Annotated in this window: 23 protein-coding genes and 1 tRNA gene; 16 read left to right on the top strand and 8 right to left on the bottom strand. The window is 63.8% G+C overall.

Features of this window, described 5'->3' with window-relative positions:
• Both V2I08_RS12530 and trmFO read left to right on the top strand, forming a co-directional pair.
• Positions 1-403: DUF4411 family protein (locus V2I08_RS12530; protein ID WP_349635404.1), on the top strand; the 403-nt coding region annotated here is incomplete at its 5' end.
• A gap of 345 nt (positions 404-748) precedes the next feature.
• Positions 749-2,092, top strand: coding sequence for a methylenetetrahydrofolate--tRNA-(uracil(54)-C(5))-methyltransferase (FADH(2)-oxidizing) TrmFO (trmFO, locus tag V2I08_RS12525; RefSeq protein ID WP_349635403.1), 1,344 nt, complete (start codon positions 749-751; stop codon positions 2,090-2,092).
• Positions 2,093-2,096: 4 nt separating this feature from the next.
• On the opposite strand, the gene V2I08_RS12520 is transcribed toward trmFO, so the two are convergent.
• A complete protein-coding gene (locus V2I08_RS12520) occupies positions 2,097-2,567 on the bottom strand; it encodes an Lrp/AsnC family transcriptional regulator (RefSeq protein WP_349635402.1) in 471 nt (156 codons plus the stop codon).
• Between the two features lie 94 nt (positions 2,568-2,661).
• Between V2I08_RS12520 and phhA the strand changes: the two genes are divergently transcribed.
• Positions 2,662-3,534, top strand: a complete 873-nt coding sequence (gene phhA, locus V2I08_RS12515; RefSeq protein ID WP_349635401.1) for a phenylalanine 4-monooxygenase — start codon at positions 2,662-2,664, stop codon at positions 3,532-3,534.
• Complete coding sequence (gene hppD / locus V2I08_RS12510) at positions 3,531-4,574, top strand: 4-hydroxyphenylpyruvate dioxygenase (RefSeq protein ID WP_349635400.1); 1,044 nt, start codon at positions 3,531-3,533, stop codon at positions 4,572-4,574. Before phhA ends, hppD begins: the two co-directional genes overlap by 4 nt.
• Positions 4,575-4,744: 170 nt before the next feature.
• Here the strand turns inward: hppD and V2I08_RS12505 are convergent, their stop codons facing one another.
• The 4 genes from V2I08_RS12505 to V2I08_RS12490 all read right to left on the bottom strand — a co-directional run bounded on the left by V2I08_RS12505 (position 4,745) and on the right by V2I08_RS12490 (position 10,775).
• Entirely contained in the window at positions 4,745-7,957 is a 3,213-nt protein-coding gene (locus tag V2I08_RS12505; RefSeq protein WP_349635399.1) for a CusA/CzcA family heavy metal efflux RND transporter, read from the bottom strand.
• 3 nt (positions 7,958-7,960) lie between these two features.
• Positions 7,961-9,121: an efflux RND transporter periplasmic adaptor subunit gene (locus tag V2I08_RS12500; protein ID WP_349635398.1), complete on the bottom strand. Its 1,161-nt coding sequence runs from the start codon at positions 9,119-9,121 to the stop codon at positions 7,961-7,963.
• 4 nt (positions 9,122-9,125) lie between these two features.
• The gene (locus V2I08_RS12495) at positions 9,126-10,370 is read right to left on the bottom strand and encodes a TolC family protein (protein ID WP_349635397.1); all 1,245 of its coding nucleotides are present in this window, start codon (positions 10,368-10,370) and stop codon (positions 9,126-9,128) included.
• 69 nt (positions 10,371-10,439) lie between these two features.
• Positions 10,440-10,775: a hypothetical protein gene (locus tag V2I08_RS12490; RefSeq protein ID WP_349635396.1), complete on the bottom strand. Its 336-nt coding sequence runs from the start codon at positions 10,773-10,775 to the stop codon at positions 10,440-10,442.
• Between the two features lie 121 nt (positions 10,776-10,896).
• Here V2I08_RS12490 and V2I08_RS12485 point away from each other — a divergent pair, with 121 nt between their 5' ends.
• The gene (locus tag V2I08_RS12485; protein ID WP_349635395.1) at positions 10,897-12,168 is read left to right on the top strand and encodes an ammonium transporter; all 1,272 of its coding nucleotides are present in this window, start codon (positions 10,897-10,899) and stop codon (positions 12,166-12,168) included.
• 5 nt (positions 12,169-12,173) lie between these two features.
• On the top strand, positions 12,174-13,019 hold the full coding sequence (locus tag V2I08_RS12480; RefSeq protein ID WP_349635394.1) for a glycosyltransferase: 846 nt from the start codon (positions 12,174-12,176) through the stop codon (positions 13,017-13,019).
• Here V2I08_RS12480 and V2I08_RS12475 read toward each other — a convergent pair.
• Positions 13,016-14,368, bottom strand: a complete 1,353-nt coding sequence (locus V2I08_RS12475) for an MFS transporter (RefSeq protein ID WP_349635393.1) — start codon at positions 14,366-14,368, stop codon at positions 13,016-13,018. The genes V2I08_RS12480 and V2I08_RS12475 overlap by 4 nt on opposite strands.
• Before the next feature lie 165 nt (positions 14,369-14,533).
• Between V2I08_RS12475 and cyoA the strand changes: the two genes are divergently transcribed.
• From cyoA to V2I08_RS12435, 8 genes are all read left to right on the top strand, one after another.
• The gene (gene cyoA / locus V2I08_RS12470) at positions 14,534-15,664 is read left to right on the top strand and encodes a ubiquinol oxidase subunit II (protein WP_349635392.1); all 1,131 of its coding nucleotides are present in this window, start codon (positions 14,534-14,536) and stop codon (positions 15,662-15,664) included.
• Positions 15,665-15,808: 144 nt separating this feature from the next.
• The gene (gene cyoB, locus V2I08_RS12465) at positions 15,809-17,827 is read left to right on the top strand and encodes a cytochrome o ubiquinol oxidase subunit I (protein ID WP_349635391.1); all 2,019 of its coding nucleotides are present in this window, start codon (positions 15,809-15,811) and stop codon (positions 17,825-17,827) included.
• A 4-nt stretch (positions 17,828-17,831) separates the two neighbouring features.
• Entirely contained in the window at positions 17,832-18,476 is a 645-nt protein-coding gene (gene cyoC / locus V2I08_RS12460) for a cytochrome o ubiquinol oxidase subunit III (RefSeq protein WP_349635390.1), read from the top strand.
• Positions 18,473-18,844 carry a cytochrome o ubiquinol oxidase subunit IV gene (cyoD, locus tag V2I08_RS12455; protein WP_349635389.1) on the top strand — a complete coding sequence of 124 codons (372 nt, stop codon included), beginning with the start codon at positions 18,473-18,475 and terminating at the stop codon, positions 18,842-18,844. The genes cyoC and cyoD overlap by 4 nt, the downstream gene beginning before the upstream one ends.
• 202 nt (positions 18,845-19,046) lie before the next feature.
• Positions 19,047-19,748: an SURF1 family protein gene (locus tag V2I08_RS12450; protein ID WP_349635388.1), complete on the top strand. Its 702-nt coding sequence runs from the start codon at positions 19,047-19,049 to the stop codon at positions 19,746-19,748.
• Complete coding sequence (locus tag V2I08_RS12445) at positions 19,745-21,070, top strand: ATP-binding protein (RefSeq protein WP_349635387.1); 1,326 nt, start codon at positions 19,745-19,747, stop codon at positions 21,068-21,070. Before V2I08_RS12450 ends, V2I08_RS12445 begins: the two co-directional genes overlap by 4 nt.
• Positions 21,060-21,593: a response regulator transcription factor gene (locus V2I08_RS12440; RefSeq protein ID WP_349635386.1), complete on the top strand. Its 534-nt coding sequence runs from the start codon at positions 21,060-21,062 to the stop codon at positions 21,591-21,593. Before V2I08_RS12445 ends, V2I08_RS12440 begins: the two co-directional genes overlap by 11 nt.
• 35 nt (positions 21,594-21,628) lie before the next feature.
• A tRNA-Gly gene (locus V2I08_RS12435) sits at positions 21,629-21,702 on the top strand.
• A 14-nt stretch (positions 21,703-21,716) separates the two neighbouring features.
• Here V2I08_RS12435 and V2I08_RS12430 read toward each other — a convergent pair.
• On the bottom strand, positions 21,717-22,625 hold the full coding sequence (locus V2I08_RS12430; RefSeq protein ID WP_349635385.1) for a sugar kinase: 909 nt from the start codon (positions 22,623-22,625) through the stop codon (positions 21,717-21,719).
• A 181-nt stretch (positions 22,626-22,806) separates the two neighbouring features.
• Between V2I08_RS12430 and V2I08_RS12425 the strand changes: the two genes are divergently transcribed.
• Together V2I08_RS12425 and V2I08_RS12420 are read left to right on the top strand one after the other, a co-directional pair.
• Positions 22,807-24,771, top strand: a complete 1,965-nt coding sequence (locus V2I08_RS12425; protein ID WP_349635384.1) for a PAS domain S-box protein — start codon at positions 22,807-22,809, stop codon at positions 24,769-24,771.
• A gap of 150 nt (positions 24,772-24,921) precedes the next feature.
• Positions 24,922-25,800 carry an alpha/beta hydrolase gene (locus tag V2I08_RS12420; RefSeq protein ID WP_349635383.1) on the top strand — a complete coding sequence of 293 codons (879 nt, stop codon included), beginning with the start codon at positions 24,922-24,924 and terminating at the stop codon, positions 25,798-25,800.
• On the opposite strand, the gene V2I08_RS12415 is transcribed toward V2I08_RS12420, so the two are convergent.
• Positions 25,795-26,727, bottom strand: coding sequence for a nitronate monooxygenase family protein (locus tag V2I08_RS12415; protein WP_349635382.1), 933 nt, complete (start codon positions 26,725-26,727; stop codon positions 25,795-25,797). The two genes, V2I08_RS12420 and V2I08_RS12415, sit on opposite strands and share 6 nt — an antisense overlap.
• Positions 26,728-26,865 lie beyond the last annotated feature (138 nt).

The following is a 26,865-nucleotide window of genomic DNA, read 5'->3' as shown; positions in this document are numbered from 1 at the left end:
AAAGCTGGCTCCCTATGAATCACGCATTCCTCCGAAGGGGAATCCCAAAAATTACACTTCTGCCAAAGTAGTGCTAGCGGACTGGATGCATGATGCAGCAACAAAGAAGGCTTTGCTTCTCAACGAGTTCAGCGACGCAAATTCTGTACAATCGGTTCTCCACTGCTATGGCGATTCGCTGACTGAGGCCGACTTGATCACCATAGGACAGGACCCATTCCTGATCGCAGCCGCGCTAGGCCATTCTGATCGGACAGTGGTAACAGCGGAGGTCTCGAAGCCAACACGAACTGGCGCTAGGCGCCATGTCCCAGATGTGTGCGGTGATTGCGGAGTGAACTGGATGCATCCGGTCGGATTTATCGTCGAACTCGATTTCTCCACCCGTTGGGATTCATTCTAGGCATTAACGGGCTGATTCCTTCGCTTATACCGAGAGATTTTCGCACATCGATCTTGATGCTTCCCGTTGTTTCTTACTCGGCAGGACGCCAATGTTGATGCATCGTCAATGGTGACCTGGCAATCCCCCCACTTCGCAAAAACTCTCCTATTGCGAAGTCCGCCCTGCAAACCTCAACCCTAGCAAAATCGAACCCTGCAACACTGTGAACTTCACAAGCTTCGCACAGCACCACCCCCCGCCACCCCACCCCAAAAGCCACCCACGCCGCCCTGTCCTACTGCGCCGCCATCGGCTATAGGCCGTGGCCCGAACGGCAGAATTGCGACATCAAGGCGAATATCAGTGGCAGACTATCAGGTGCATATCATCGGCGGCGGGCTCGCCGGGTCCGAAGCGGCGTGGCAGTTGGCGCAGGCGGGCATCAAGGTGCGCCTGTCGGAAATGCGCGGAAGTGGCGACATGTCGCCCGCACACCAGACCGAAGGCCTCGCCGAACTGGTCTGCTCCAACAGCTTCCGTTCCGACGATGCCGACAAAAATGCCGTTGGCCTGCTGCATCAGGAAATGCGGCGGCTGGATTCGCTCATCATGGCGAGCGCCGAACCCTCCAAAGTACCCGCAGGCTCGGCGCTGGCGGTGGATCGCCATGTCTTTTCCGGCGCCGTCACCCGCGCGCTGGCCGACCATCCCCATGTCGAGATCGTCCGCGAACGGATCGACACGCTGCCGACCGAGGGCATGACCATCGTCGCCACCGGCCCGCTCACCGCGCCCGCGCTCGCGACCAGCATCGGCCAGGCGGCGGGGATGGAGCATCTCGCTTTCTTTGACGCGATCGCGCCGGTCATCCACCATGACAGTATCGACATGGACCAGTGCTGGATGGCCAATCGCTGGGACAAGATCGGCCCCGGCGGTGGCGAGGGGAAGGATTATATCAACTGCCCGATGGACAAGGACCAATATCAGGCCTTTGTCCAGGGGCTGCTCGACGGCGAAAAGACCGAGTTCAAGGAATGGGAGGCCAACACCCCCTATTTCGAAGGCTGCATGCCGATCGAGGTGATGGCCTCGCGCGGGCCGGAAACGTTGCGCCATGGGCCGATGAAGCCGATGGGCCTCGACAATCCGCGCACCGGCCGCTGGCCCTATGCCGTGGTGCAGTTGCGGCAGGATAATGCGTCCGGCACGCTGTGGAACATGGTCGGGTTCCAGACCAAGCTGAAACATGGCGCGCAGGTCGAACTGTTCCGCACCATCCCCGGCCTGCAAAATGCCGAATTTGCGCGGCTCGGCGGACTGCATCGCAACACCTTCATCCAAAGCCCCAAGCTGCTCGACGCGACGCTGCGCCTCAAAAGCGCCCCGCATATCCGCTTCGCCGGGCAGATGACGGGCTGCGAAGGCTATGTCGAAAGCGCGGCGATCGGCCTCATCGCCGGGCGCTTCGCCGCGGCCGAACTGCTGGGCCAGACGCTGACGCCGCCGCCCGCCGACACGGCGCTCGGCGCGCTGCTCGGCCATGTGACCGGCAATGTCGCGACGGCGGACTATCAGCCGATGAACGTCAATTTCGGCCTCTTCCCGACGCTGGACGACGTCAAGAAAAAGCAGCGCAAGGAAGCCTATACCGCCCGCGCCCGCGCGTCGTTCGGCGCATGGATGGGCGAGATGGCGATCGCTTGACCCATCACACCGGCAAGGCGGTGGTATATTTGGTCGTGGACAGCGCGAAATGCGACGCGGCCCCCGCCACCGTCGGCTGAGCCAATAACGTGTGCATCAGGAACTGGTTATAATCGGCGACATCCGCCACCACGACCCGCAACAGATAGTCCCACTCGCCCGACATGGAGAAGCATTCGACGATTTCCGGGCAGGCATCGACAAACGTCTCAAAGGCGCTGCGCGGTTCGCGGGCGTGGCTGCGCATGCGGATATTGCACAGCACATTGACCCCGCGATCGACCTTGGCGGGATCGACCAGCCGCACCGCGCGGGTCAACACACCCGCCGCCTCCAGCGCCTTGATCCGGCGCCAGCAGGAGGCGGTCGATGCGCCGACCTGTTCGGCCAATTGCGCATGGGGGATGGCGGCATCGGCCTGCAATATGGCGATGATCCGCCGGTCGATCGCATCGATCTGATAGTCCTGTTTCATATCTTGCCCATATTTGATGAGATCATGTCCAATATTGCGCAGCAAAGCAGGAGATTGAAACCCTTTTTCACCTGATCCATGCAATATTATCGTCATGGCCCAAACTGACATAGAGCGCCCGGAAGGCACCGCCGAGGACTGGACGATCCCGCAGGATTGGGCCTCCTACACGCCGCAGGAACATGCGCTGTGGGACCGACTGTTCGCCCGCCAGGCACAGATGCTCCCCGACCGCGCCGTAGCGGAGTTCATGAACGGGCTGGATGTGCTGCGCATGACCCGGCCGGGCATCCCCGATTTCGAGGAACTGTCCGAACGGCTGATGAAGCTGACCGGCTGGCAGGTCGTCGCCGTGCCCGGCCTCGTCCCCGACCGGCTGTTCTTCGACCATCTCGCCAACCGCCGCTTCGTCGCCGGGCGCTTCCTGCGCACGCCCGACCAGATCGACTATTTGTCCGAACCCGACATTTTCCACGACGTCTTCGGCCATGTCCCCCTGCTCGCCAACCCCGCCTTCGCCGATTACATGCAGGCCTATGGCGAGGGCGGGCTGCGCGCCGATGGTCTGGGGGCGATCGACCGGCTGGCGCGGCTCTATTGGTACACGGTCGAATTTGGTCTGGTCCGCCAGGGCGACGACCTCAAACTCTACGGCGCGGGCATCGTGTCGTCCCATGGCGAATCCATCTACGCCCTGGACGATCCCTCCCCCAACCGGCTGGGCTTCGATCTCAAGCGGCTGATGCGCACCCGCTACCGCATCGACGATTATCAGCAGAGCTATTTCGTCATCGACAGTTTCGAGGATCTGCTGCGCCAGACGGTCGAAACCGACTTCGCCCCGCTCTACGCCCAATTGGACGGCCTGCCCGATTTCGACACCGACACCATCCTGCCCACCGACCGCGTCTTCACCCGCGGCACGCAGACCTATGCCAAGATAAAAAAGGAAGAGGAGCCGCAATGACCGCTACTGTAGACAATCCGCTGGGCCTTAACGGCTTCGAGTTCGCCGAATTCACCTCGCCCGATCCGGCGGCGATGGCGGCGCAGTTCGAACAATTGGGCTTCGTGCCGACGCACCGCCACCCGACCAAGAATATCACCCGCTACAAACAGGGCCGCATCAATCTGATGCTCAACCGCGACGATGCGGGGCGCGTCGCCGCCTTTCGCGGGGTCCATGGTCCCTCCGCCAGCGCCATGGCCTTCCGCGTCGCCGATCCACAGGCCGCGATGCGCTGGGCGCTCGACCATGGCGCGCAGGCGACCGAGGAGGATGATACGGTCATTCAGGGGATTGGCGGCTCCTACCTCTATTTCATGCCGGATGGCCAAGACCCCTATGCCGACTGGGCCGAATTTCCCGGCTGGCGGGAAGCGGAGGCGCAGAATAATGTCGGGCTCGACCTGCTCGACCATCTGACCCACAATGTCCGGCGCGGACAGATGCAGGTGTGGAGCGAATTTTACCGCACCCTCTTCGGTTTCGAAGAGCAAAAATTCTTCGACATCAAGGGCAAGGCGACCGGCCTCACCAGCCAGGCGATGATCGCGCCTGACCGCGCGATCCGCATCCCGCTGAACGAAAGCCAGGATGACAAGAGCCAGATAGAGGAGTTCATCCGCGACTATCATGGCGAAGGCATCCAGCATCTCGCGCTGACCACCGACAATATCTACGACACAGTCGAGAAATTGCGGGCGCGCGGCGTGCGGTTGCAGGACACGATCGAGACCTATTATGACCTGGTCGATAGCCGCGTCCCCGGCCATGGCGAGGATCTGGACCGGCTGCGCGCCAACCGCATCCTGATCGACGGCAGCGTAGAGACGGGTGAGGGCATTTTGTTGCAGATCTTCACCGAAAATATGTTCGGCCCGATCTTCTTCGAAATCATCCAGCGCAAGGGAAATGACGGTTTCGGCAACGGCAATTTCCAGGCCTTGTTCGAAAGCATCGAACTCGACCAAATCCGGCGGGGTGTCGTGTCGGTCGATGCCTGATCGCAACAGGGGGCAGCACCACCGCCCCCTGCCCTGGCATTAGCCGTAATGACTTTAGATTACGCAAAGTCCGTTCGTGCTGAGTAGAGATTGAGCTTGTCGAAGGCTCGTATCGAAGCATCCGCGTCTGGCCCAATCCTTCGATACGTCATTTCGACTTCGCTCAATGACTACTCAGGACGAACGGGTTTGAATAATGTCGTCACACTCGAAGCCCGCCGCCCGCCGAAGCGCGCATAGAGCGTCGGCAGCACGAACAGCGTCAGTAGCGTCGCCGACACCAGCCCGCCGATCACCACCGTCGCCAGCGGCTTCTGCACCTCCGCGCCTGACCCGGTCGCCAGCGCCATCGGCACGAAGCCGAGCGAGGCGACCAAAGCGGTCATCACCACTGGCCGCAGGCGGCGCATCGCCCCCTGCTCCGCCGCCCGTGCGCGCTCCATACCTTGCCCGATCAGTTCCTGGATCGCCGTCACCATCACCAATCCGTTGAGCACGGCAATGCCCGAGAGCGCGATGAAGCCCACCGCCGCCGACACGGAAAAGGGCACGCCCCGCAGAAACAGCGCCAGCACGCCACCGACCAACGCCAGCGGCACCCCGGTAAAGACGATCATCGCATCGCGCACATTGCCCAACGCCCCATAGAGCAGCAGCAGGATCAGCACGAAACAGGCAGGCACCACCAGCAATAGCCGATCCCGCGCCGACGCCAGATTTTCGAACTGCCCGCCCCATTCGAGATAGGCCCCCGCCGGCAAGCGCACGTCCGACGCAATCTCCGCCTGCGCGTCGGCGACCACGCTCGCCACGTCACGCCCGCGCACATTGGCCTGCACCACGATGCGGCGCTTGCCATTTTCACGGCTGATCTGGTTGGGCCCCGTCGTCACCGCGATCTCCGCCACGCTCGCCAGCGGCACAAAGGCGCCATCAGGCGTCGGCACGGGAATCTGCCCCACCGCCTCGATATCGGCCCGCTGCCGGTCATCGAGCCGGATTGTCACGGCAAAGCGCCGATCCCCCTCGAAGATCATGCCCGCATCGCGCCCGCCGATTGCGGCGGCCACCACATCCTGCACCGCCTTCGCCGACAGCCCCATCGCCGCCAGCGCCTCTCGCCGAGGCCGGATGTCGAGCATCGGCAGCCCCTCGGTCTGCTCGACCCGCACGTCCACCGCGCCGTCGGTACGCCGCAGGATCGTCGCGACCTGATTGGCGGTGCGCGCCATCGCATCGGCATCGTCGCCAAAGACCTTGACCGCTACGTCACCCCGCACGCCCGCAATCAATTCATTGAACCGCATCTGGATCGGCTGGCTGATTTCGAAGGCATTGCCGGGCAGCACCGCCAGTTTCTTCTCGACCGCCTCGACCAGTTCCGCCTTGGGCAGTTTTGGGTCGGGCCATTCGTCGCGCGGCTTCATGATGATGAAGGTGTCCGAGATGTTGGGCGGCATCGGGTCCGACGCCAGTTCCGCCGTGCCCGTCTTGGAAAAGACGAAGCGGACCTGCGGCAATGTGGCGATCGCCTTTTCGACATCGAACTGCATCGCCTGGCTCTGTTCGACCGACGTGCCCGGAATGCGCAGCAATTGCGCGGTCAGATCGCCCTCGTCGAGTTGCGGCAGGAACTCCTGCCCCAGCGTCAGGAACGCGCCGATCGCCAGCACGAACGCCGCCACCGCCACGCCCATCGTCCGCGTCGGCCGCCGCATCGCCTGGTCGAGGCCGGGCTCATAGCGCGTCTTGAGCCAGCCCATGATCCGCCCTTCCTTCTCCTCGACCGGCTTCGATAACAGCACCGCCAGCAGGGCCGGAACGAAAGTCAGCGAGAGGATGAAGGCGCAGACGAGCGCCAGGATGACCGTCAGCGCCATCGGCGTGAAGGTCTTGCCCTCAATCCCCGTCAGCGTCAGCAACGGGACGTAGACGAGGATGATGATCGCCTGACCATAGACAGACGGCCGGATCATTTCCCGCGCCGCGCCCACGACCACGGCCAGCCGCTCGTCCAGCGTCAGCACCCGGCCTTCGCGGTGCTGCCCTTCGGCGATCCGCCGCAACGCATGTTCGACGATGATGACTGCGCCATCGACGATCAGGCCGAAATCAAGCGCGCCCAGGCTCATGAGATTGGCCGACACGCCGCCCTGCAACATACCGAAGCTGGTCATCAACATGGTGATCGGGATCACCAGCGCCGCAATCAGCGCCGCGCGGAAATTGCCGAGCAGCACGAACAAGACGACGACGACCAGCAACGCGCCTTCGGCCAAATTCTTGGCCACCGTGTTGATGGTCGAATGGACCAGCGCGGTGCGATCCAGCACCGGCTGAACGATGACGTCGGTGGGCAGGGAAGCGTTGATCTCCTCCAGCCGCCGAGCGACCGCCGACGCCACGGTGCGGCTATTCTCGCCCACCCGCATGACCGCCGTGCCGACCACGACCTCGCGCCCGTTTTCGGAGGCCGACCCCATGCGGATCGCCTGCCCCGTCCGGACCGTTGCGACCTGGCTCAGCAGGATCGGCACGCCCTCGCGCGTCGCGATCACGGTGCGCGACAGATCTTCGGCCCCGGTCAGCCGCGCATCGGATCGGACCGCCAGCCCCTCGCCATTGCGATCGACCACGCCCGCGCCGACCGCATTATTATTCTCCTCCAATGCCCGCGCCAGATCGTCGATGCTAATCCGCAACGCCGCCAACCGCGCGAGATCGGGCACGACCTGAAACTGCTTCACATAGCCGCCGATCGAATCGACCCCGGCCAGCCCCGGCGTATTTTTGAGCAGCGGCGCGACGATCCAGTCCTGCGCGGTGCGCAGATAGGTCGCCTGATCCGCCTGGCTCACCAGCCGCTCGCCCTCCGGCGTGATATAGCTGCCATCGGGTTGCAGCCCCGGTTCGCCCGGATCATGCTGATCATCCTTGCGATGGGCGAGGTGGACGGTCCACATATAGACCTCGCCCAGTCCCGTCGCGATCGGCCCCATTTCCGGCGTCACGCCCGCAGGCAGGCTTTCGGCCAAGCCCGCCAGCCGTTCATTCACCTGCTGCCGGGCGAAGTAGATGTCGGTGGAATCGGTGAAGACCGCGGTAATCTGGGCAAAACCGTTGCGGCTCAAGGACCGACTATATTCCAGCCCTTCGATGCCCGACAGCGCGGTTTCGATGGGAAAGGCGACCTGTTTCTCGACCAGTTCGGGCGAGAGGGAGGGCGCACGGACATTGACCTGCACCTGGTTGTTGGTGATGTCGGGCACTGCGTCGATCGGCAGGCGCTGAAGCGCCCAGCCGCCGATGAGGCAGGCGATGAGGGTCAGCAGCAGCACCAGCCAGCGCCGCGCGACCGCGAATGTGACGATCCGGTCAATCATCGATCAATGCCCATGTTCCGCTTCGCCCTTGCCGAGTTCGGCCTTGAGCGTGAAGCTGCCGGTGGCGGCGATCCGCTCGCCGCCTTTCAGTCCCTTGGTGACGATGACGCGATCGCCGCTGACTGGTCCGAGTTCGACCGGAACCGCCTGAAACCCGGTGCGGGTGCGCACGAACACGCTGCTCTTGCCCTCGACCGTCTGCACCGCGATCTGCGGCACGGCGATAGCGCGCCCGCCATCCCTGGACGGCAGGTCGACGGCAGCGGAGACATTTTCGCCCACACGCCATTCCCCGTCGCGATTGTCGATCGTGGCGATGACCGGCACCAGCCGGGTCTGCGCGTCGAGGATCGGCGATACGAAGCTGATGCGCGCCTGCGCCGTGCGCCCCGGCGCGGTAACGGTGACAATGCCACCCGGTCGCAAGGTTGCCGCATCGGCGGCTGACAGCGACAAGGTGACCGAGAGCTTGCCAAGATTGGCGACGCGATAGAGTTCGGTGTCGGCCGCCACGACCTGCCCCAGCATAGCAGTGCGGCTGACCACCTGCCCGCCAATCGGCGAGGACAGGCTGACGCGGTTGAGGCCACCGCCCGCGCGGCCCGTCGCCGCCAATTGCTGCTGCGCCAGCCGCAGCGCAATCCCCGCCTCGGTCGCGCTCGTGCGCGCCGCGATCAGATCCTGTTCGGGCGATACACGCTCGGCAAACAGCCTTTGCTCCCGCCCCAAATTGCTGCGTGCCAGTGCCAGCCGGGCGCGGGCCGCCTCGATCTCGCCCTGCATCTGCGCCGCCTCGCGGCTTTCGATGACGGCCAGCGGATCGCCCCGCCGCACCGCCTCGCCCAGATTGCGATGAAGCGCGACCACGCGCCCGCTCACTGCCGCGGTCACCACCTGCATCCCCTGCGGATCGGCATCGATCGTCGCGGGCAGGCTTGCCGCCCCGCCTGATCCCGCCATGCCGACCGGCACCAGCAATATGCCCGCGCTGCGGATCTGCGCGTCGGACAGGGTGATTGCCCCCTCCTCTTCCGCATGATCCTCCTCGCCCTCCTCCTCGGCATGGCCCGCTTCTTCATGCGCTTCATTTTGCGGCGCGCTTTCACCACAGGCGACAAGCGCGAACGATAGCGGCAGCGCCGCTGACAATATCCAGCTCTTCATCGGATCAATCTTTCGCAAACAGGGATGCCGGGGCGACCAGCCGGTCACGGCGCGCCGAAGCATCATGATAGGTGGCCAGCGCATCGATCGCGGCCATGCGGGTGTCGAGCAGCGCGCGTTCGGCTTCGATCAGGTCGATCTGCCCGAACTTGCCCTCACGATAACCGATGCGCGCGATCCGCGCCGCCTCCTGCGCGGCGGCAAGCGCCGGGCCGCTGGCGATGCGCGCGGCGATTTCGGCATTGGCGACTTCCGCATCGGCCGAGGCGATGGCCTGGTCGAGCTGGATTTCGGTCATCCGCCGGGTCGCGTCGGCGCGTTGCCGTTCTGCCCGCGCCTGCGCCTGCGCCGCGCCGCCATTGTCGAATATCTGCAACGGAATGTTGATGCCCATCAGCATCGCGGTGTCGTTGCTGCCCGACAGGCGGCGTGGCCCGGCGAACAATTGCAGGTCAGGCACCCGCTGCGCACCGGCCAGCCGCACTTGGGCATCGGCCGTTGCTACATCGAGCGCAGCGGCGCGAGCGGTCAGCATGTCGCTCACGGCTGCGCGATCGACCGGCCCCGCCACCGCCAGCGTCTCGAACCAGCGCAGGTCAAGCGCACCTGCTACTGGCGCGCCGATCATCCGGCCCAGATTGGCGCGGGCGACATTGGCCAGTCGTTCGGCCTGTTCCTGCGTCGCCTGCGCATTGAGATGCGCCAGTTCCGCCCGCTGCGCCTCCAAAGGCGAGGCCCGCCCCGCGCGGACGCGCACCTGCGCCGACCGCAAGGCTTCCGCCGCAATCGTCACCTGCCGCTGCGCCACGCTTGCCCGCTCCGCTGCCGAAACGGCAGTGACATAGGCCTGCGTCACGGCCAGCCGCAGGTCGGCGGCAATCACCGCTTGCTCGATCTGCGCGCGATCCTGCTGCGCATTGGCCAGCGCAACCCGCGCCGGCCGCTTGCCGCCCAGTTCCAGAGGCAGCGTCACCTGCGCCGTCGTCTCGGCGCTGCGAAAGCCCCGATAGTCGCCGCTGCCCGCGACATTTTCGGTCTGGATATTCAGTTCGGGATTGGGCCGCAGCCCGGCGACGCTACGCGCCGCCTGCGCGGCCAGCACGCCCGCCGCGCCGCCTTCGATCGCGGGCGATGTCGCACCCGCGCGTTCCAGCGCCTGCGCCAGCGTAAAGGAGGGTTCGTCCGCCCGCGCCACAATGGCGCTGGTGCAGCAGGACACGGCCAGACAGGCCGCAAGGATGCGTTTCATGAAGACAATTCCTGAAATCAACGAGAAAGGAACCGCGACGCCGGGCGAGCGCGGTCTATTCGGTCGATGTCAGGCGATGGGCGGGCGCAATGTGCGGGCAGGCTCCACAGCGGCCAGGCGCTGCACCGGAGGAATCATCGGCTGGTCGCGGGTCGCCGCCGTCCCATCAAAGGAGACGCGCGATCCCGCCGTGCCGACATGATGGCCATGACAGCCGCCATGATGATGCGGCAGGCCATTATCCGCGTCGCCGGGTTGCAGGTCGCCATGCATGTCGGCCGCGCTAATCGACAGGCTGCTCTCATCCTCGACGCAGCCGAAGGCCTCGGTCGCATGCGCGAGCGTTCCCATCCCCATGGAGAGGAGAATCATGAACGCCGCAAAGAAAGACAGCAAACCCCGCATGTCTTGGCCATAACAGTCTTGCACGCGCCTGTCATCGTCCGCTGATAGGGGCGGCTGCTTATCGAAAACTTTACCCTGTCCGCGCTAGGACGGGTGCCTGTTTGGATTGCCGGGATTGCCGATGCGCTTTGTTCTGACCCTGCCCCTGATCGCCGCGCTGGCTGCGCCGCAAGCCGCCCATGCCCAGATCGCCGTCGCCGATAGCGGCGACACCGGCTGGATGATGGTCTGCGCGCTACTGGTCCTGCTTGCGGCCCTGCCGGGGTTGATGCTGCGCCATGCGGGCCTGGTCAATGTCCGCAACGCGCTCTCAGTCATGGCCCAGGGCGCGGGCGTCATCGCGACCGTGTCGCTGGCCTGGGCGATCGTCGGCTACAGCCTCGCTTATGCACCGGGCAGCGCCTGGCTGGGCGGCGGCGCGAACCTGCTGCTCGCCAATCTCGCGCAATTGCGCGAGGGGCTGACGGTCCCTGAATCCGCTTTCGTCCTGTTCCAGCTCACCCTTGCCCTGCTCGCCGCCTGCCTGCTGGTGGGCGCAGTCGCAGAACGCACGCGGATCGGCTGGTTCCTCGGCTTCGCGCCGCTGTGGCTGTTACTCGTCTATGCGCCGATCACCCACGCTGTGTGGGGCGGCGGCTGGCTCGCGGATTTGGGCGTCATGGATTTCGCCGGCGGTCTGGTCGTCCATGGCGTCGCGGGCTTCTCCGCCCTTGCCATCGCACTGATCGCCGGGCGCAGGCGCGATCACGCCAGTGTCGGGCATACTCTGGTGCTTAGCCTTGCGGGCGGGGCGCTGCTGTGGATCGGCCTGTCCGGCATGGTCGGCGGCTGGGCGCTCGGCGCGACCGACGATGCCGCGACCGCGTTGCTCAATCATCATTTCGCCGCCTGCGCCGCTGCCCTCACCTGGGCGCTGCTCGATCGCATATTGGGCAAGCGCACCACCGCCACCGGCATCCTGTCGGGTGCTTTGGCGGGGATCGCCGCCATCGCCGCCTCGGCCGCGCTGGTCGGCACCGGCGGCGCGATGCTGATCGGCGTGATCGCTGCGTTCATCTGCCGCCTCGCTCAACCCCTCGTCGCTGGACGAGTAGACGACAGCGCCAGCGTTTTCGTCATCCACGGCCTCGGCGGCGCGACCGGCATTCTGCTCCTGCCCGTCTTCGCCCTCCCGCTGATGGGCGGGGTCGGCTTCGACATCGGCATCACGCTGACCGGCGCGCTGATCTCACAGGCCATCGGCCTCGTCATCGTCGCGCTCTGGGCCATGGTGGGCAGCGCCATCGCCGCGCTGATCGTCTCGATGCTGATCCCCATGCGCGCCACCGCGCAGGAGGAAGCCGATGGCCTTGATCTGGCGCAGCATGGCCAGCAGGGCTGGGACTTCCGCTAGACGCCATGGCCGTCGCCGTCGCCATTTTCGCCCATCAGGAAGAGCGCCGGATCGGTGCCTGCCTGGCCTCGCTTCCGCTCGACCGGCCCGACACCTACTTCCATGTGCTGGTCAACGGCACGACCGACGCCACCGTCGCCCGCGCCAAGGCGGCCGCGGGCGAGCGCGTCAATTTCATCGTCCACGACATCAAAGCAGGCGGCAAGTCGCGCACCTGGAACCATATGGTCCATGGCCTGCTGACCGGGACCGAAGACGCCGTCATCTTCATGGACGGCGACGCGCAGATCGTCGCCGGGTCGATCGACGCGCTGGTGGCGGACCTTGCCGCGCACCCCCACGCCAATGCCAGCGCAGGCATGCCGATGAACGGGCGCATGGCCGATTTCTACCGCCGCAACCTCAAAATCGAAGGCGGCCTGTTCGGCGATCTCTATGCTTTGTCGGGACCGTTCGTCGCGGCGATCCGCGCGCGCGGTCTGCGCCTGCCGGACGATCTGATCGGCGACGATGGCCTGGTCGCCGCCTGGGCGCATACTAATCTCGCCAGCGATGCCGACTGGCAGCATGGGCGCGTACTGGCCTGCGACGCGGCGGGCTTTCTGTGCGAGCAGGTCAGCCTCGCCCGCCCCTCGACCTGGACGATGCAATATAAGCGGCTGATCAATTATTCGGTGCGTTTCTTCCAGAACCGGATCGTGTCGGACATCATGACGCGGGAGGGACCGGACGGCCTACCCCCGCGCCTCGCCAGCCTCTATGCCGACTGGCTCCCGCGCTTCCGCCCGCGCCCCGGCCTCACCGGCTGGTTCGACCGCAAGGCCCTGGCGCGGATGCGCAAAGCGCTTTAGCGGTCGCGGCCCGCCAGTTCCTTGTTCACGAACAGGGCAAAGCCGGTGACGATCGCGCCCGACAGCAGATAGGCACCCGACGCCGCCAGCCCGAACTCGGTCGAGATCAGCAACGCCACCAGCGGCGCGAACCCTGCGCCCACCAACCAGGCCAAATCCGACGTCAGCGCCGATCCGGTATAGCGCGTCGCCGACCGGAAGTTGGACGCCACCACACCCGACGACTGGCCAAAGCTCAGCCCCAGCAGGATGAAGCCGATCACCATGAACGCCACTTCACCCAGATCGCCGCCATTGAGTAACAACGGCGCGGCCACCGCGAAAAAGGCCGTTCCCACCGCCGAATAGCCGAGCAGCCGACGCCGGCCGATCATGTCCGCGACGAAGCCCGACACGATGATCGCCAGCACACCAACGAATGCGCCGATCACCTCGATCATCAAGAAGCGTTCCAGCGGCTGGTCGGTGTAGAGCGCGATCCACGACAGCGGGAACACCGTGACCATATGAAACAGCGCGAAACTGGCTAGTGGCGCGAAAGCCCCGATCACGATGTTGCGCCCTTCGCTGCGCACGGTTTCGATCACCGCCGAGGGCTGCAACTCGCGCGCTTCATAGAGCCGCGCAAATTCCTCCGTCACCACGATCCGCAACCGCGCGAACAGCGCAACGACGTTGATCGCAAAAGCGACGAAGAAGGGATAGCGCCAGCCCCAGCTCAGGAAATCGGCTTCCGACAGGCTTGACAGGAAGAAAGCGAACAGCCCCGCCGCCACGATCAGCGCCAGCGGCGCGCCCAATTGCGGCATCATCGCATACCAGCCGCGCTTGGCCTGCGGCGCGTTGAGCGACAGGAGCGAGGCAAGCCCGTCCCATGTCCCGCCCAGCGCCACGCCCTGCCCGGCGCGGAACAGCGCCAGCAGCACCGCCGACCCATGGCCGATCGTCTCATAACCCGGCAGGAAGGCGATGGCCGCCGTCGATCCGCCCAGCAGGAACAGTGCGATGGTCAGCTTCACGCCGCGCCCGAACTGCCGGTCCACCGCCATGAAGATCAACGAACCGATCGGCCGCGTCACGAAGGCCAGCGCGAAGATGGCGAAGGACCAGAGCGTCCCTTCCAGCGGCGACAGATAGGGAAAGACATGCGCCGGGAAGACGATGCACGATGCGATCGCATAGACGAAGAAGTCGAAAAATTCCGACGTCCGGCCAATGATCACGCCGATGGCAATCTCGCCCGGCGCGATCTTCTTGCCGTCATGGGCGTGAAGATTGCGCATGTCGCGTTCCGCCTGGGTGGCGTTGGTCTCCAGGTCAGGGCCGGGCGTGGTCGTCGCGGAGGTCATGGCGTAAAACAGGCCTTCATGCTGCGGGAACGATCGGGCGTCGCATATGGCTGCACGGCGAATCATTCGGATGGTCAAACATAGCCATGCCCTATTTCGCCACTGCGCAGGGATAGGACAAAAGGTCCAATGTCACCCCGGAATTTTCCGGACTAGACGAACCGCATGATCGCCCGCACGCCCGCCAAAAGCCGCGCATTTCTGCGCCGATTCGCTCCCCTGCTGCTGCTGCCGCTCGGCGCTTGCAACTGGGTGGTCATGTCGCCGTCGGGCGATGTTGCAATGCAGCAACGCGACCTCATCCTGATATCGACCGCGCTGATGCTGCTGATCGTCCTGCCCGTCATGGGCACGATCGGGTGGTTCGCGTGGAAATATCGCGCCAAGGCGCAGGCGGAGGATTATGATCCCGACTGGGATCATTCCACCAGCCTCGAACTGCTGATCTGGTCGGCCCCGCTACTGATCATCATCGCGCTGGGCGCGGTAACCTGGACCAGCACGCATCTGCTCGACCCCTATCGCCCGATCGAGCGCATCGATTCGGCGCGCAAGGTCGATCCTGCGGCCAAGCGCCTGCAGGTCGAAGTGGTGGCGATGGATTGGAAGTGGCTATTCATCTACCCCGAACTCGGCATCGCGACGGTGAATGAGCTGGCCGCGCCGGTCGATCGCCCAATCGAGTTCAAGATCACCTCCTCCACCATCATGAACAGCTTTTTCGTGCCGGCGCTGGCGGGTCAGATCTATGCGATGCCCGGCATGCAGACGACGCTCCACGCCGTCGCCAACAAGCCCGGCACGTTCGACGGCTTCTCCGCCAACTATTCCGGCGCAGGCTTCTCCAACATGCGCTTCAAGTTCCACGCCATGGATCAGGGCGGGTTCGACCAGTGGGTCGCGCGCGTGAAGGCCAGCGGCGCGACGCTCGACCGCGCGACCTATGTGAAGCTGGAACAGCCGAGCGAGAAGGTGAAGCCGATATATTTTGCGGGCGTTGAACCCCGCCTGTTCCACGCCGCGCTCAACATGTGCGCGCAACCGGGCAAGCGCTGCATGGACGAGATCATGATGACCGACATGCACGGCGGCGCGGGTAAGGAATCGGCCCACGATACCAAGGGCCTGCGCCATGACGGCACGATCGACGTCGGCGGCTATCACCCGGTCGAACCCGGCAAGAAGGGCGAGATCGCCCAGCCCGCCGGCATGACTCCGGCGGCGGAGCGTACGCCTGCCGAACAGGGCAGCCAGGCACCGGGGCAGCAGGATCATGAGGGGCATCATGGGCATTAGAAAACCCACATCCGTTCGTGTCGAGCGTAGTCGAGACACATCATGCACTGTGCCAGCGTTTCTCGACTTCGCTCGAAACGAACGGATGTTGTTAGCGAACACTCGCAGTTCGCGTCCCTTCCCCCTTTCAAGGCCGTAACGCCCATGTCCCCGCATCCCGCCTCCGAAAATAGTGGCATCTGGAAGCTGATCTTCGGTCGTCTCGACTGGAGTTCGCTCCCGCTGCATGAGCCGATCGTCGTCGGCACCTTCCTCATGGTCGCGCTGGGGGGCGCGGTGGTGTTCGGGCTGGTCACGAAATATAAACTCTGGGGCACGCTCTGGAACGACTGGTTCACCACCGTCGATCATAAGCGCATCGGCATCATGTATATGATCCTGGGGCTCATCATGTTCCTGCGCGGCTTTGCCGACGCGATCATGATGCGGTTGCAGCAGGCGATGGCGTTCAACGGTTCCGAAGGTTATCTGAACGCCCATCATTACGACCAGATTTTCACGGCGCACGGCGTCATCATGATCTTCTTCGTCGCGATGCCGATGATCACCGGGATCATGAACTATATCGTCCCGCTCCAAATCGGCGCGCGCGATGTGTCCTTCCCCTTCCTCAATAATTTCAGCTTCTGGATGACCACGGCGGGCGCGATCATCGTCATGATGTCGCTGTTCGTGGGCGAATTTGCGCGCACTGGCTGGCTCGCTTATCCGCCGCTGTCGGGCATCGCCTATTCGCCGGGCGTCGGCGTCGATTATTATATCTGGGGCTTGCAGATAGCGGGCATCGGCACATTGTTATCGGGCGTCAACCTGATCGCGACCATCGTCAAGATGCGCGCGCCCGGCATGACGATGATGAAGATGCCCATCTTCACGTGGACCTCGCTCTGCGCCAACGTGCTGATCGTCGCCGCTTTCCCGGTGCTGACCGCCGTATTGGCGCTGCTCAGCCTCGACCGCTATATCGGCACCGCCTTCTTCACCAACGACATGGGCGGCAACCCCATGATGTATGTGAACCTGATCTGGATCTGGGGTCACCCGGAAGTCTATATTCTCATCCTACCGCTGTTCGGCGTCTTCTCCGAAGTCACCTCGACCTTCTCGTCCAAGCGCCTCTTTGGCTATAGCTCGATGGTCTATGCGACGATCGTCATCGCGTTGCTCAGCTATCTCGTCTGGCTGCACCATTTCTTCACCATGGGGTCGGGCGCCAGCGTCAATAGCTTCTTTGGCATCACGACGATGGTCATCTCCATCCCGACCGGGGCCAAGCTCTTCAACTGGCTCTTCACCATGTATCGCGGCCGCATCCGCTATGAACTGCCGATGATGTGGACGGTCGCTTTCATGCTGACCTTCACCGTGGGCGGCATGACCGGCGTGCTGCTCGCCGTGCCACCGGCCGACTTCGTGCTGCACAACTCGCTGTTCCTGATCGCGCATTTCCATAATGTGATCATCGGCGGCGTGCTGTTCGGCCTGTTCGCGGCGATCAACTATTGGTGGCCAAAGGCGTTCGGCTTCCGGCTGGAAACGACCTGGGGCAAGCGCAGCTTCTGGCTGTGGGTCGTGGGCTTCTGGACCGCCTTCATGCCGCTCTATGTGCTGGGCCTGATGGGCGTCACTCGCCGGATGCGCGTGTTCGATGATCCGAGCTTGCAAATCTGGTTCCAGATCGCGGCGCTGGGCGCGGTGATGATCGCGGCGGGCATCGCCTGCATGTTCATCCAGTTCGCGGTCAGCATCAAGAATCGCGATCAACTGCGCGACACGACCGGCGATCCCTGGGACGGCCGCACGCTGGAATGGGCGACCAGTTCGCCGCCGCCAGACTATAATTTCGCCTTCACGCCCGTCATCCATGATGGCGACGCCTGGGCGGACATGAAGAAGCGCGGCTATCAGCGTCCCCTGACCGGCTACAAGGCGATCCATATGCCGTCCAATACCGCAACCGGCCTGATCATCGCCGGCCTGTCCGTGGCCTTCTCCTTCGGCATGATCTGGTACATCTGGTGGCTGGCGGGCCTGTCCTTCGTCGGCATCCTCGCCGTCGCGATCGGCCATACCTTCAACTATAAGCGCGACTTCACCATCCCGCAGGATGTGGTCGAGCGCACCGAGGGCGAGCGCAGCGCGCTGCTCGCAACACAGGGCTAACATCATGGCCACACGCTCCAAGATCGACCCCGCCTTCCTCGACCAGGACGGCAAGCCCCTCTTCCATCTGGGCGAGGAACCGCATCATCCCGAAGGCTCCAGCACGTCGCTGGGCTTCTGGATCTACCTGATGAGCGACTGCCTCATCTTCGCCTGCCTTTTCGCCACCTATGCGGTGCTGAGCGGCAGCTTTGCCGCGGGGCCGGGGCCGCGCGACCTGTTCGACCTGAACCTCGTCGCGCTCAACACCGCGATGCTGCTTTTCTCGTCCATCACTTATGGCTTTGCCATGTTGTCGATGGAAAAGAACAGGGTCGCAGCGACCCAGGGCTGGCTGGCCATTACCGGCCTGTTCGGCCTCGCCTTCCTTGGCATCGAACTCTACGAATTCGCGCACCTCATCCATGAGGGCGCGACGCCGCAGCGGTCGGGCTTCCTGTCCGCCTTCTTCGCGCTGGTCGGCACCCATGGGCTGCACGTCACCTTCGGCATCATCTGGCTGGTGACGCTGATGGTACAGGTCGCCAAAAAGGGGCTGATCCCCGCCAACCAGCGCCGCCTGATGTGCCTCAGCATGTTCTGGCATTTCTTGGACGTCATATGGATCGGCGTCTTCACCTTCGTCTATCTCATGGGGATGCTGCGATGAGCGCGCACGATCACGACACTCACGGCGAGGCGTATGGCGCCCACGGCACGATGGGCAGCTATATGATCGGCTTTGGCCTGTCGGTCATCCTGACGGCCATCCCCTTCTGGCTGGTGATGACCGGCTATTTCGCCAATCCGCAGACGACTGCCTTCATCATCATGGCCTTCGCGGTCGTGCAGATCGTCGTCCACATGATCTACTTCCTGCACATGAACACCCGGTCGGAAGGCGGCTGGTCGATGATGGCGCTGATGTTCACGCTGGTCCTGGTGGTCATCACCTTGTCCGGTTCGATGTGGGTCATGTATCATCTCAACACCAACATGATGCCGGCCATGACGCATGACATGAGCCAAATGCCGTGACATCTACATGCTTCTAGCAGACATCCAGAACCACAACGGTTTGGCATTGGCGATTGTGTAGTTCTCAAACCCGGCACCAAAATCCTCCCCTGAAAGGGGAGGGGGACCACGAAGTGGTGGAGGGGTGTCGCCCTATCGATGGGCCGACACCCCTCCGTCTGGCCTGCGGCCCGACACCTCCCCTACGAGGGGAGGATGACCGATGACATTGGCAAATAAGGCGAAATTTCCGATCGGCCTGACGCTGATCGCGGCAATACTGTTCACGACCCTATGTACGCTTGGCGTCTGGCAGGTCGAACGGCTGGCATGGAAACGCGATTTGATTGTCCGGGTCGCTGTCCGCATTCACGCCCCGCCGGTGCCTGCCCCCGCCACGGCGACCAAATCCGACGAATATCGCCGCGTCGCCGCGACCGGCACCTTCCTCCATGATCGCGCGACCCTGGTCCAGGCCTCGACTGTCCGCGGCCCCGGCTTCTGGGTGCTGACCCCGATCCGGCGCGCGGATGGTTCGACGCTACTGATCAATCGCGGCTTCGTGCCCCCCGACGCCCGCACCCGCTACACCCGCCCGACGGGGCCAGTCCGCATTACCGGCCTGCTGCGCCTGACCGAGCCGGGCGGCGGCTTCCTGCGCGACAATGACCCCGCGGCCGACCGCTGGTATTCGCGCGACGTTGCTGCCATCGCCGCCGCCCGCGCCCTGCCCGCCACGCTGCCTTATTTCATCGACGCTGATGCCGGACCACAGCTCGACGCCCTGCCCATCGGCGGGCTGACCGTGGTGCAATTCCCCAACAACCATCTTGTCTACGCCATCACCTGGTTCGCGCTGGCGGCGATGGTCGCGGGTGCCTATATCTTCGTCATGCGTCAGTCAGGAAAAGATCGCCGGGCATGAAGGGCAGCACGCCCCTGCGCGCGCGCTGGCTCCCCAGCCAATGGTCCGCCGATGCGGCCGGGCGCAAGAATATGGCGCTGCTGGTGCAGTTGCGCTGGATCGCGATCGCCGGGCAAGTCGCGACCATCCTGATCGTCCATTATGGCATGGACATCCGCCTGCCCTTCCCGTCCATGCTGGTCGTGCCCTGCATCGCGGCCGCCATGAACCTTGGCAGCATGATGGTTCTGCGGCGGCGCACCGACATCAGCCATGCCGAACTCTTCCTGGCGCTGCTGTTCGACGTGCTGGCGCTGACCACCCAACTGTATCTAAGCGGCGGCGCGACCAACCCCTTTATCTCGCTCTATCTGGTGCAGGTGGCGCTGGGCGCTGTCCTGCTCCACCGCTGGAGCGTATGGGGCATCGTTGCCATATCCTCGCTCTGCGCCGCGATGCTCTCGCTCGTCTATCGCCCGCTGGATCTGAGCGAAGCGTTCGAGGGCCGCCTGTTCGACCTGCATATCATCGGCACCTGGATCTGCCTGACGATGATCGCGGTGCTGCTCGTCCTGTTCATGACCCGCATCACCCGCAACCTGCAACAGCGGGAAGCCTATCTCGCCCGGTTGCGGCAGCAGGCGGCGGAGGAGGAGCATATCGTCCGCATGGGCCTGCTCGCATCGGGCGCGGCGCATGAATTGGGCACGCCGCTCGCGCAACTCGCCGTCGTGCTGGGCGACTGGCGGCACATGCCCGAAATCACCGGCCACCCCGCTTTGGTCGAGGAAGTCGGCGAGATGGAAACCGCCATCAAACGCTGCAAGGCGATCCTGTCGGGTATCCTCATGTCGGCCGGCGAAGCGCGCGGCGAAGCGCCGCAAATCACCAATGTCCGCGACTTCGTCGATGCCATCGCCCGCGACTGGCGCGGCGCCAATCCCGGCATGCCGCTGCGCTGCGATTTCGGCCCGCACGATTATCCGCGCATCGTCGCCGATCCGGTGATCCGCCAGGCCGTCACCAACCTGCTCGACAATGCGCGCGAAGCGGGTGCGACCTATATCGACATGCTCATCAGCCGCGACAATCGCTGGCTCCACATCGCCGTGCGCGACAATGGCCCCGGCTTTAGCGAAGAGATGCTGGCCGATGTCGGCAAACCCTATCGGTCGAGCAAGGGCAAACAGGGCGGCGGCCTCGGCCTCTTCCTGGTGGTCAATGTCGTGCGCAAGCTGGGCGGGCGCGTCAATGCCAGTAACAGTGTGGAAGGCGGCGCGATGATCCTGCTGCGGCTGCCGCTCGCGACTCTGGCCTTGGAGGAGGGCAAGAATGACATCTGAACGGCTGTTGCTGATCGTCGAGGATGACGAAGCCTTCGCCCGCACGCTCAAACGCTCGTTCGAGCGGCGCGGCTATAGCGTCCTGCTCGCCGACAGCCTGGAAACGGTCAACGCCTACCTCGCCGACCACCGCCCCGGCTTTGCCGTCGTGGACCTCAAGCTCGGCCCCCAGTCCGGCCTCGCCTGCGTGCAGGCGCTCCACGCCCATGTCCCCGCGATGCTCATCGTCGTGCTGACCGGCTTTGCCAGCATCGCGACTGCCGTCGATGCGATCAAACTGGGCGCCACCCATTATCTCGCCAAACCGTCCAACACCGACGACATAGAAGCCGCCTTCGCCCGCTCCGGCGGCGACCCCGACACCCCGCTCGCCCCCCGCCCGACATCGATCAAGACGCTGGAATGGGAACATATCCACGAAGCGCTCAAGGACAGCGATTTCAACATCTCCGAAGCCGCCCGCCGTTTGGGCATGCACCGCCGGACGCTCGCACGCAAACTGGCCAAGCGCCAGGTTGGTTGACGGCGCATTTCCACCGTGGCAATGGGCACTCCAACGCGGGTGTAGCTCAATGGTAGAGCAGCAGCTTCCCAAGCTGACGACGGGGGTTCGATTCCCCTCACCCGCTCCACCCTCACCGATAGATTAATAAAGCGCGTCGGCATCCTTTGGCGGGATCGCGCCGCGACGGCCGATATTCCATCCGGCCGGCCGATGCCCGGCCAGCGCGGCGTCCACCGGGGTCGCGCCGCCCAGTCGGGCGTGGAGATAGCCGCCGTTGAACGCATCGCCCGCGCCGCTCGAATCGATCACCTCCAGCGCGCGGGGAATGGGCACGACCTGCCCGTCGACCAGGCAGCCGTCGCCGCCCAGCTTGACGATGATCTCCCGCCCCTCGCCCGCGCGCCAGCGTGTCGCGGCATCCTGCGCATCATCGGCCTCGCCCATCTCCACTTCGTCCGCCAGCGTCGGCAGCCCAATATCGGCGATCGCAATCGCCCGATCGCGCCAAATCTGCGCGGTGGCGGCATCATCCCACAAGCGCGCGCGGTAATTGCCGTCGAAGGCGACCTTGCCGCCCCCCGCCCGCACCGCCGCGCACAGGTCCAGCAACGCCTCTCGCCCCTCATCGGGCAGGATGGCGAGGGTGATCAGCGAGAAATAGAGCAGGTCCGATTGCGCCGCCGCCGCGACCATCGCCGCGCTATCGGGCAGCGCGAACATCCGCCGTGCCGCTGCTTCGCTGCGCCAATAATGGAAGCTGCGTTCCCCGCTCGCGTCCGTCTCGATCGCATAGAGGCCCGGCAACCGATCGGCGGCGCGCAGCACCAGCGAGGTATCCACGCCCTCGGCTTCCCATGCCGCACACAGGTCGGCGCTCATCGGGTCGCTGCCCATCGCGCTTGCCAGCCGGACCCTGTTACCAAAGCGGGCGAGATGAACCGCCGTATTGATGACATCGCCGCCATAACGCAGGTTCCAACTATCGCCCGTTCCCCGGCTCAGTTCCAGCATGGCCTCACCAATCACCGTGACCGTCACATCCTTGCCCATGCCCAAATCCCGTCCTGCCAAAGCTGTCAATGCGCGGGCGTGGTGGCGCAGAGCCGCGGCGCAAGTCAAGCCATCCACGCACAGGCTCTATTGGGAGATGGGGGAACGATCACGCGGTTGCGGCGTTTGCCTTAAGGCAAGGGGATGACGTCATGATCATGGCGTCCTGATCGGGAATATAATGAACAAGGGTCTATCCGATTATACGGGCAACCGTTTCGAATTGCTGGTTGAGAGCGTTACGGACTATGCCATCTACATGCTCGACGCCGACGGGGTTGTGGCGAGTTGGAACGCAGGCGCTGAGCGGTTCAAAGGCTATGCGGCCGACGAGATCATAGGCCAGCATTTTTCGCGTTTCTACACGCCAGAGGATCAGGCGACCGGCGTTCCCACCCTTGCCCTCTATACCGCCGATCATGATGGCCGGTTCGAAGCCGAAGGCTGGCGTGTGCGTAAGGATGGCTCTCGCTTCTGGGCAAATGTCGTCATAGACCCGATCCGCGATGCCCAGGACGGCCATCTTCTGGGGTTTGCCAAGATCACCCGTGACCTGACCGAGCGGCGCGCGGTGCAGGAAGCGCTCCGCACCAGCGAGGAGCGGTTTCGCCTGCTGGTCGAAAGCGTCACGGATTATGCCATCTACATGCTCGATCCCGTGGGCACCATCACCAGTTGGAACATGGGGGCAGAACGCTTCAAGGGCTATAAGGCCGACGAAATTCTCGGCCAGAATTTCGCCCGCTTCTATTCGGAAGAGGACCGGCTGGCCGGCCTGCCGTCGCGCGCGCTGCACACCGCCGAACGCGAAGGCCGGTTCGAGGCCGAAGGCTGGCGCATCCGCAAGGATGGGTCACGCTTCTGGGCCAATGTCGTCATAGACTGCATTCGTGATCCCCAAGGCCACCTGATCGGTTTCGCCAAGGTCACCCGCGACCTGACCGAAAGGCGCGAATCTCAGCAGGCACTCGACGCCGCCCGCGACGCCATCATCCAGACGCAGAAGATGGATGCGATCGGCAAGCTGACCGGCGGCGTCGCCCATGATTTCAACAATCTGCTCGCCGTCATCGTCGGCAGCCTCGACCTCGCCCGGCAACGCATGGCGAGTGGCGCGGACATCAGCCGCTATCTCGACAATGCCATGGCAGCGGCCGAACGCGGCGCTACGCTGACGCAGCGGATGCTCGCTTTCGCCCGCAAACAGGAACTAAAGCTGCAAAGCGTCGATCCGGTGGCGCTGGTGCTGGGCATGGCGGACCTGCTGCAAACGACGCTGGGCAGCGCCATCGACATCGAAACCCGTTTTCCTATGTCGCTAGCCAATGTGCATGCCGATCCGGCGCAGTTGGAACTCGCGATACTGAACCTGGCGGTCAATGCGCGCGATGCCATGCCCAAAGGCGGAAACATCATCGTCGCGGCGCAAAACTGGACCATCGAGCCGGACAACCGGCCCGACCTCTCGCCCGGCACCTATGTCGAACTGTCCGTCGCTGACCAGGGCGAAGGCATGGATGCCGCCACGATCGCGCGCGCGCGTGAACCTTTCTTCACGACCAAGGGTGTGGGTAAAGGCACTGGCCTTGGCCTCTCCATGGTGCATGGCTTTGTTCAGCAATGCGGCGGCTCGCTCACCATCACCAGCGAACTCGGCGAAGGTACGACCGTCTCGCTCTGGCTCCCCATGTCGCAGGCTGGACCCGCCACGGATGCCATGATGCCCGTCGATTATAGCAACAGCCCATCCGTCCCGCTCGTCATCTTGGCAGTGGATGATGACGAACTGGTGCTGACCAACACGGCCGGCATGTTGGAGGATCTGGGGCATACCGTGTTCCAGGCATCAAACGCTGCCGAAGCCTTGCGCATGCTGGAGCAAGGGGATGTCGACCTGGTCGTGACCGATCACGCCATGCCAGGCATGACAGGCGCACAATTGGCTGATGCGATCGACAAGATACGGCCCGGCCTGCCTGTCGTCATCATCACCGGCTTTGCTGAATTGCCGCCCCATGCCAGCAGCCGCCCTCGCCTCGACAAACCCTTCCGCCAGACGGAACTGGCGCGGGTCGTGGCGCAGGCTGGTCACGCGGCGGCGGCGGCGCGCGCACCCCATATCCTGCCCCACGTCGATGGCGAATAGAGTGTAGGAAGTCCGTCATACTGCTGGAAACAGCATTGAAACATTCGAAAAATTCCACGATTTTGGTCGCTCTTTGCTTGCAAGCGGGGTGGAGTTCGCCAAAGGGGGTGCGCAAGCTTAAAAACCTTCTCCTCCGGCCAGCAGGACTGCATGGACACGCCGACCGCCCTGACCCCGACCTCGCATTTCTTCACCTCCCTGCGCACCCGTCTCCACTATCTCGATTGGGGCAATAGTGCCGCGCCGGTGCTGATCCTCATCCATGGCGGCTTCGATCATGGGCGTAGCTGGGACTGGACGGCGCGCGCGCTGGCGAAGGATTTTCACGTCATCGCCCCTGACCTGCGCGGCCATGGCGATAGCGCATGGTCGCCCGACGGTTCCTATATGATGGCCAATTATATTTATGATCTGGCCCAGCTCGTCGATCTGCTTGATCGCCCGCCGGTTGCGATCGTTGGTCACTCCCTCGGCGGTTCGGTCGCCCTGCGCTATGCCGGGCTGTTCCCGGACAAGGTGCAACGCATCGTCGCGATTGAAGGACTGGGTCTGTCTCCTGACCGGCTGAAGCAGAAGGCGGAGGAGCCAGCGCTCGACATGTGGCGGCAATGGATCGACATCCGCCGTGCCAATGCCCGCCGCACGCCCCGGCGCTATGCCACGATAGAGGCCGCCGTGGGCCGCATGCGCGAACGCAATGAGCATCTCTCGGTGGAACAGGCGCTGCACCTCACCATCCATGGCGTCAATCGCAATGAAGATGGCAGCTTTAGCTGGAAGTTCGATCCCTATCTGAGCAGCGCCGCGCCACAGGCGGGGACTGATGCGGATCTGCCCCATTTCTGGTCGCAGATCACCTGCCCGACCCTGTTATGCCTGGGGCAGGATAGCTGGGCGTCAAACCCGGCAAAGGACGGCCGCATGGCGCATTTCGCCGATGCGCGGCTGGTCGAATTTCCAGATGCCGGGCATTGGCTCCATCACGATCAGTTCGACCGCTTCATCGACGAGCTGCGCGCTTTTCTATGAGGTGAAGTTGTCGATCGCCGAGCGATATTGCGCCTTCAACTGCGCGATGAAGTCAGCAGCGGGCTGAATTTTGCCAATAGCGCCGATCCCCTGGCCACATCCCCACACGTCGCGCCACGCCTTCTTGTCGCCGCCCGTCATGCTGGCAAAGTCCATATCGACGGCCTTGGGCAGATTGTCCGGGTCCATGCCCGACGCGACGATGCTGGGGCGCAGATAATTGCCATGGACGCCGGTGAACACGTCGGAATAGACGATGTCGCCCGCGCTGCTGTCCACGATCATCTGCTTGTAGGCACCATCCGCATTGGCCTCGGTCGTGGCGATGAAGGGCGACCCCATATAGCCAAGGTCTGCCCCCATCATCCGCGCGGCAGCAATCGCGCGTCCGGTCGCGATCGACCCCGACAGCGCCAGCGGACCATCGAACCAGGCCCGGATTTCCTGCACCAAAGCAAAGGGCGACAACGTACCCGCATGGCCCCCTGCCCCGGCCGCCACTGCGATCAGGCCATCCGCGCCCTTCTCGATCGCTTTCCTCGCGAATCTGTCATTGATGACATCGTGAAGGACGATGCCACCATAGCTATGCACCGCTTCATTCACCCGTTCCTGCGCGCCGAGCGACGTGATGATGATAGGCACCCGATATTGTACACACAGAGCCAGATCTTCATCCAGGCGGCCATTGCTCTTGTGGACGATCAGATTGACCGCAAAGGGCGCATCAGTCGGCGTCAATTCCGTACCCAGTCGCTGCAACCAGTTCTCGAACATGCCCGAAGGACGGGCGTTAAGAGATGGAAATGCACCGACGATCCCTGCACGGCATTGGGCGATCACCAGTTCGGGCTGCGAAATGATGAACATCGGCGACCCGATCAGCGGGAGCGACAGGCGGCCTTCGAGTGCAGACGGCAGGGACATAAACGGACTTTCCTCTCTTTTATCTCCCGCCCGCGCTATCATTGCGGACAGCCGCTAAAAAGCGCAAAAAGAACTGTATTGATAGCATAACACACTGATACTATCATCAACGACGAAGATCGATACAGGAGCAGGGCC

The organism is Sphingobium sp. MK2 (genome assembly GCF_040170545.1).
In the GTDB taxonomy this organism is placed as follows: Bacteria; Pseudomonadota; Alphaproteobacteria; order Sphingomonadales; family Sphingomonadaceae; genus Sphingobium.
Note: the sequence above shows the minus strand (reverse complement) of the source record. Positions and strands in the feature narration are given on the sequence as shown.

What these genes read in the sequence shown, in the direction of transcription:
- V2I08_RS12430 (WP_349635385.1), bottom strand. Translation starts at nt 22,625, where the DNA reads ATGGGCAAGGATGTGACGGTCACGGTGATTGGTGAGGCCATGCTGGAA.
- V2I08_RS12420 (WP_349635383.1), top strand. Translation starts at nt 24,922, where the DNA reads ATGGACACGCCGACCGCCCTGACCCCGACCTCGCATTTCTTCACCTCC.
- V2I08_RS12520 (WP_349635402.1), bottom strand. Translation starts at nt 2,567, where the DNA reads ATGAAACAGGACTATCAGATCGATGCGATCGACCGGCGGATCATCGCC.
- V2I08_RS12495 (WP_349635397.1), bottom strand. Translation starts at nt 10,370, where the DNA reads ATGAAACGCATCCTTGCGGCCTGTCTGGCCGTGTCCTGCTGCACCAGC.
- V2I08_RS12475 (WP_349635393.1), bottom strand. Translation starts at nt 14,368, where the DNA reads ATGACCTCCGCGACGACCACGCCCGGCCCTGACCTGGAGACCAACGCC.
- cyoB (WP_349635391.1), top strand. Translation starts at nt 15,809, where the DNA reads ATGTCCCCGCATCCCGCCTCCGAAAATAGTGGCATCTGGAAGCTGATC.
- phhA (WP_349635401.1), top strand. Translation starts at nt 2,662, where the DNA reads ATGGCCCAAACTGACATAGAGCGCCCGGAAGGCACCGCCGAGGACTGG.
- V2I08_RS12490 (WP_349635396.1), bottom strand. Translation starts at nt 10,775, where the DNA reads ATGCGGGGTTTGCTGTCTTTCTTTGCGGCGTTCATGATTCTCCTCTCC.
- V2I08_RS12450 (WP_349635388.1), top strand. Translation starts at nt 19,047, where the DNA reads ATGACATTGGCAAATAAGGCGAAATTTCCGATCGGCCTGACGCTGATC.
- V2I08_RS12440 (WP_349635386.1), top strand. Translation starts at nt 21,060, where the DNA reads ATGACATCTGAACGGCTGTTGCTGATCGTCGAGGATGACGAAGCCTTC.
- V2I08_RS12480 (WP_349635394.1), top strand. Translation starts at nt 12,174, where the DNA reads ATGGCCGTCGCCGTCGCCATTTTCGCCCATCAGGAAGAGCGCCGGATC.
- cyoA (WP_349635392.1), top strand. Translation starts at nt 14,534, where the DNA reads ATGATCGCCCGCACGCCCGCCAAAAGCCGCGCATTTCTGCGCCGATTC.
- cyoC (WP_349635390.1), top strand. Translation starts at nt 17,832, where the DNA reads ATGGCCACACGCTCCAAGATCGACCCCGCCTTCCTCGACCAGGACGGC.
- V2I08_RS12445 (WP_349635387.1), top strand. Translation starts at nt 19,745, where the DNA reads ATGAAGGGCAGCACGCCCCTGCGCGCGCGCTGGCTCCCCAGCCAATGG.
- V2I08_RS12415 (WP_349635382.1), bottom strand. Translation starts at nt 26,727, where the DNA reads ATGTCCCTGCCGTCTGCACTCGAAGGCCGCCTGTCGCTCCCGCTGATC.
- V2I08_RS12485 (WP_349635395.1), top strand. Translation starts at nt 10,897, where the DNA reads ATGCGCTTTGTTCTGACCCTGCCCCTGATCGCCGCGCTGGCTGCGCCG.
- V2I08_RS12500 (WP_349635398.1), bottom strand. Translation starts at nt 9,121, where the DNA reads ATGAAGAGCTGGATATTGTCAGCGGCGCTGCCGCTATCGTTCGCGCTT.
- cyoD (WP_349635389.1), top strand. Translation starts at nt 18,473, where the DNA reads ATGAGCGCGCACGATCACGACACTCACGGCGAGGCGTATGGCGCCCAC.
- hppD (WP_349635400.1), top strand. Translation starts at nt 3,531, where the DNA reads ATGACCGCTACTGTAGACAATCCGCTGGGCCTTAACGGCTTCGAGTTC.
- V2I08_RS12505 (WP_349635399.1), bottom strand. Translation starts at nt 7,957, where the DNA reads ATGATTGACCGGATCGTCACATTCGCGGTCGCGCGGCGCTGGCTGGTG.
- V2I08_RS12425 (WP_349635384.1), top strand. Translation starts at nt 22,807, where the DNA reads ATGAACAAGGGTCTATCCGATTATACGGGCAACCGTTTCGAATTGCTG.